The organism is Ruminococcus sp. CAG:379, assembly GCF_000434255.1.
GTDB lineage: Bacteria > Bacillota > Clostridia > Oscillospirales > Ruminococcaceae > Ruminococcus_F > Ruminococcus_F champanellensis.
Genome location: NZ_FR894924.1, coordinates 99,654 through 104,711 on the forward strand (window position 1 = coordinate 99,654; position 5,058 = coordinate 104,711).

Sequence of the window (5,058 nt, forward strand, 5' to 3'; positions counted from 1 at the left end):
TGAGCCTCCAGTGCCTGCCGATAGCCTGTGACCCGCTGCTCTGCCAGAGGGTTCCCCTGGAATCCGGTGAGGCAGTAAATATCCGTCATGCCATGCACCGTGATAAAATGCTCCGTCAGCTGCCGGAAGGCGGAACGGTCGTCCGTTAGCACATAGGGCAGGGTGTCGCTGGGTTCATCCAGCAGAACGATGGGTATCCGGCAATTCTGCCGCAGCTCAGCATCCAGCTTTTCCTGCAGATGCTCGTTCCGGATGGTACTGCGGGCATACAGCAGCCCATCAAATTTCTTGTAATTAATCAGAGCAAAAATATTATGCTCGGAGGTCTGGTGCGCACAGTCGTAATAGTAATTGGTCAGACAGGAAAATACCGCAACATCCCAATTCAGACTGTACGCCTGGGTAATGATCCCTTTGAGCATGCGCTGTTGATAGACGCTTTCGCTCTCATTCATGATAACCGCAATTCTTTTTCTTTCTTGCATTTCGATCCCCTTCGATTGATTTCATGAATCCCGCACCAGTTTACTTATACTTTAATCATACCAAAAAAAGAGGGAAAAGTCAATTGCAGCAGTCGGAAAACAAAAGATTCCCCGAAAGACACACGTCCTTCGGGGAGTTGTTTAGGAAACGGAAAAGGATGAAACCCTGCCGGTGGTTTTGTATGTACCTCGATCCGTGCCGCCGCTGTAGGTGCCGCCGGTGGTTACATAGTCAGCAGTACTGCCACCGGATACCATGCCGCCGGTGGAAACCGTGTAGGATGCGCCCTCCCGCAGACCGCTGCCGGAATAGAGCACGGTTTTATAGGCTCTCGGAGATGACAGAGTGAACAGGGGACTGGAGCCGGATGCGATCCGTGTCAGCATATTTGCCGACAAGGCAGAAGCGAAGGTCACAGCCACCGCATTCTGACCGGAGGATGCAAGGGGCAGGGTACAGGTGTTTCCCACTGCGTACAGGGTGCCGCCGTTGATGGTGAACCCGCCCACGGCGATCACGGCACCCTTTTCTTCCCGGGTGCCTCCCATGAGCACAGAAGTGCCCCCGTTGATGGAAATGGTGTTCTTGCACTTGATGCCGTTGGTGCCCGCATCGCAGTACAGTGTACCTCCGTTGATGGTAATATCATCGTTGGCAAACAGTCCGCTTTTGGTGGAGACAATGTGGAGCCTGCCGCCGTTGACAATGATGTCATCGTCGCTGGCAATGCCGTGGGCGTAGTTGGAGCGGATGTTCAGAGTGCCGCTGCCACCGATCTCCAGCGTGTCATTGGAGAACAATGCGCCCTTGTCCACATCGTGCTGTATGCTGCCGTCCTCCAGGCTGTTGACAGTTCCGGGCATCAGTTCCACATTCACCCGCTTGGCATTGATCACGTTGATGGCGGAACCGGCGGAGTTTTTGATGGACACTCCATCCAACTGCAGTACCACCTTTTTCTCTGTATTGATTTCAATCTGTCCGTCGGACAGACTGCCGCTGATCCGATAGGTGCCACCCTTGGTGATCCCTACCTTGGAGCCACGGGCGGCAATGCCCTTGCCTTCAAAGCGCACACTGTCTCCCAACAGGGTGATGGTCTTGACGTCTGATGCAGGGGTGGAATCCTCCTGGGCAGCGGTGGTTGCCGTCGGGCTTTGCTGCTCCTGCTGCGTTGGTGTGGAGGCGGCAGGCTTCTGCTCGCCGGAGGAGGGATTGTCCGGTTGGCTGTTTTCGGTGTCAGAACCGGAGGGAGTGTCCCCATTGTGCTCCGGGGACTGTACAGCGGAATCCGTTCCGCTGGATTCGGAATGTTCCGGTGCATCCGGATCTTTTCGGCTGTCGCTGCCGGATTCCTCCGCTTTGGAGGAATCCTCCGGTGTTGTGGAATCTGCCGGTTTGCTGCCCGTTGCGGAATCCTGCACAGAATCTGTCGGGGCTGCATTCCCGCTTCCAGCAGTAGAGCCTTCTTCCTGTTGTCCGCAGGCTGCGAGCGTGCAGAGCATGGCACAGGCGGCAAGCAAAGCAAGCATACGTTTCATATTGGTTCCCCATTTCTCCGCCCTGTTCATCAGCCGGGCGGCAGCAAACACCGCAAGGCCGGGGACGCATGCAGCATCCTCAGCCCTGTGATGGATCATTTTTCGTAGATCTTGTCGTCGTACTTGTACAATACCAGGGTTACGTTGAGATTGCCGTTCAGTGCCCGGAGATCGTCAATGAATTTCTTCTGGTCGATATCGTTCTTCACCTTGATGCTGTAAACCAGGTCGAACAGGGTGCCGAAGTCCGTGGTCTTGACCCGCTTGAGCCGCCAGTAGGTGGTGTTTTCCGTCAGTACCCGGTCAAACAGACCCATATAATTCAGATTTTCCGGAATGGTGATTTTCAGGGTCATATCGCTGACATTTGGGGCACCGTAATGTACTGTATTCAGCACGAACATGATAATACCCAGCAGCAGGAAGAACAGGAATGCGCAGCCGATATATCCCATACCGCAGCACAGACCCACCGCCATTGCAAAGAACACATAAGCAATGTCCTTGGGGTCGCCGGGAGCGCTTCGGAACCGCACCAGGGTAAATGCGCCAGCCAGACTCAGTGCGCTGGATACGCTGTCCCCGATGATGAGGATGATTACGGCGATGATGGCAGGCAGCATGGTCATGGTCAGCACATAGCTCTGGGAGTAGCCGGTCTTCCGGTGGGTGAATATGTAGATCAGGCTGATGAGAAAGCCCAACAGGGTGGAACAGAGAATACAGGTGAGAAATTCTCCGATGGTCATGGTGGATGCGGTGAGAATGGACTTGATTCCAAAAATGTTTTCAGGCATAAATCATTACGCTCCTATCTTCTTCGATTTTGCTTCGGATATACTGCTTGTAAGCAGTGCCGTACTTAGAAAAGCTGGTTTTGTAGATGTTCAGCTCTGATAAGGCATCGGAGAGCCATTTGGGAATGGAGTCGGTCACTTTGATCTCCATCAGCCGCTGATCCGGCCGGATGATCTGGCTTCCGTAATTGCCGGAGGCAAGAGAAATATCCTCCCGCCGGGCAGTGATCTGACGGTCAAAGGTCAGACGAAAGTCGCTGTTGTCCTTGCCGAAAAAGGCGGAGCGCTGGTAGCTGATATACTGCTTGGGGGAAACGGCATAGTTGTTGAGGAAAACGTCCAGCTCCTTGAGCACCTGCATTTGCAGGAACTTTTCCGACTGAGGCTTGACCCGGGTCTGTATGTAGGCATTTGCCTGCTGCAGGGTCATGGTCACTCGACGCTTTGTTACAATGCCGCCGATCTTTTTCTTGATTTCCAGAAAAACCGTGTCCTCCGGTCCTGCAGGCGAGGCATAGCTGCGCAGCCGGATCTTTTCCTTGTAATAGGGCTTGGCAAGGGATTCCCGGATCAGGAAATTGTCATCGGTGTCGTAATATACATTATAGACCCCGTATTCCTTGCCGTTCACGCAATATTTGTCCGGATTCATATAGTCCAGAAGAATGGGCTGAAGTGCGTCATACTGCGCTTTGGAAAGCAGGAATTTTACTTCCCGCCGCTGAAAAGTACGAATTGCCATAGGCGTGTTTGTCCAGCAGTGTTCCTCCCCATTGTTCTACTGCTGAGGCAGTATCTCCTTTCTGCTGTTTTCTTGCCTTTATTCTATCAAGGGTTTCTTAAAATAGTCTTAAGAATGGTGTGCTTTTTGCCGGTTTTCACAAGTATATATACACTTTCAATTGCTTTTCATCCTTTTTTCATAGGATCACCATTACGAAAATTGTGACATTTGTAGAAAAACGGGGGCCCGCTTTGTGCAGAAAGGCAGCATTGTATGAAACTGGCTCTCAGTGGTGTTGCCCAAAAGCTATAAACCTGCATGGCGGAATTTGTATACTTTTTGCGGTATGCTTCTGCTTTTTAAGACTATTTTAAGAATGGGGCATTATACTATGTATATTGGCAGAACCCGGGGCGTATCCCCGTGTCAAGGCAATGCCGCAGAAAGCCCATGCGGCACGCCAAAATGATTGAATAAAGGAGTAGATGATCATGAAGTCTGGGAAAGCAAACAGGCGCAGAATGCTTGCCGGTATGCTGGCGCTGAGCGTTCTGTGTACCAGCGGTGTGATTCGCACCGGCGCATCCGTCAGCGCAGCAGCCACGGTTGCAGGCGATGTAAACTTGGACGGCACTGTGGATGCAAAGGATGTGACCGCTTTGCAGCAGTATCTGATCCGGAAAGCGACCCTCACTGCAACGGCAGCAGAAAACGGGGATCTCAACGGAGACGGTGTGCTGAACAGCGTAGATCTTGCATTGCTCAAGGGTCAGAGGCTGGCTTCCACCCCGCAGGCTGAGCCTACATATATCCACCTGAAGGACACTTTCATTGAAGTAGAGGGGGATCACGCTACGCTGAGCAACAGCAATAAAACGGTGACCATTGACGCATCCGGTAGTTATTATATTGACGGTACTCTGACGGATGGACAGATCGTAGTCAATGTACCGGATATTGTGGCGGATGCTGAAACCGTCAAGCTGTTCCTCAACGGCGTGAACATCACCGGCGTTTCCGCTGCCCCGATCCTGGTTGAGAATGCGGAAAACACCTCTTTGAACCTGGTTGCAGGTACCACCAATTATGTGTATGACGGCACCACCTATACAGAAAATACCGCAGCCATTTATACCAAGGATGACATGACCATCAAGGGGGAGGGTGCACTGGTTGTGACCGCATCCACCCAGTATGGCATCCACTGCAACAACGATCTCAAAATCACCGGCGGTGATATTACTGTCATTACGGAAAATACCACCACCAAGATGGACGGTATCCGGGCAAAGCAGAGTGTGCGCATCAAGGACGGTACGGTGAAGGTCAACGCCACCGGAGACGGCATCAAGTCTACCAAGGCGGATGTGAATATCTCCGGCGGCAATGTAAGCGTCAAGGCCGGGAATGATGCTATTCAGGCGGAAACCACCATTGACATTTCTGCCGGTACCGTGCTGGCATGTGGCGACCGGGGTCTGACCAGCATTACCGCTACGAATATTACCGG

At 52.5% G+C, this 5,058-nt stretch carries 4 protein-coding genes and 1 pseudogene; 1 reads left to right on the forward strand and 4 read right to left on the reverse strand.

The features are described 5' to 3' along the window. The 4 genes and pseudogenes from QVO51_RS10180 to QVO51_RS10195 form a co-directional block, all read right to left on the reverse strand. Positions 1-485 (reverse strand): annotated as a pseudogene (locus tag QVO51_RS10180) (hypothetical protein); the annotation flags it as partial. A gap of 141 nt (positions 486-626) precedes the next feature. Beyond that, positions 627-2,027, reverse strand: coding sequence for a carbohydrate-binding domain-containing protein (locus QVO51_RS10185; protein ID WP_288168166.1), 1,401 nt, complete (start codon positions 2,025-2,027; stop codon positions 627-629). A 95-nt stretch (positions 2,028-2,122) separates the two neighbouring features. Continuing rightward, positions 2,123-2,824 carry a DUF4956 domain-containing protein gene (locus QVO51_RS10190; RefSeq protein ID WP_022358309.1) on the reverse strand — a complete coding sequence of 234 codons (702 nt, stop codon included), beginning with the start codon at positions 2,822-2,824 and terminating at the stop codon, positions 2,123-2,125. Continuing rightward, positions 2,817-3,566, reverse strand: coding sequence for a polyphosphate polymerase domain-containing protein (locus QVO51_RS10195; protein WP_015557207.1), 750 nt, complete (start codon positions 3,564-3,566; stop codon positions 2,817-2,819). Before QVO51_RS10195 ends, QVO51_RS10190 begins: the two co-directional genes overlap by 8 nt. A 473-nt stretch (positions 3,567-4,039) precedes the next feature. Here QVO51_RS10195 and QVO51_RS10200 point away from each other — a divergent pair. After that, positions 4,040-5,058 (forward strand): carbohydrate-binding domain-containing protein (locus QVO51_RS10200; RefSeq protein WP_288168169.1); only part of this gene is annotated, 1,019 nt, incomplete at its 3' end.

What these genes read in the sequence shown, in the direction of transcription:
- QVO51_RS10190 (WP_022358309.1), bottom strand. Translation starts at nt 2,824, where the DNA reads ATGCCTGAAAACATTTTTGGAATCAAGTCCATTCTCACCGCATCCACC.
- QVO51_RS10185 (WP_288168166.1), bottom strand. Translation starts at nt 2,027, where the DNA reads ATGAAACGTATGCTTGCTTTGCTTGCCGCCTGTGCCATGCTCTGCACG.
- QVO51_RS10195 (WP_015557207.1), bottom strand. Translation starts at nt 3,566, where the DNA reads ATGGCAATTCGTACTTTTCAGCGGCGGGAAGTAAAATTCCTGCTTTCC.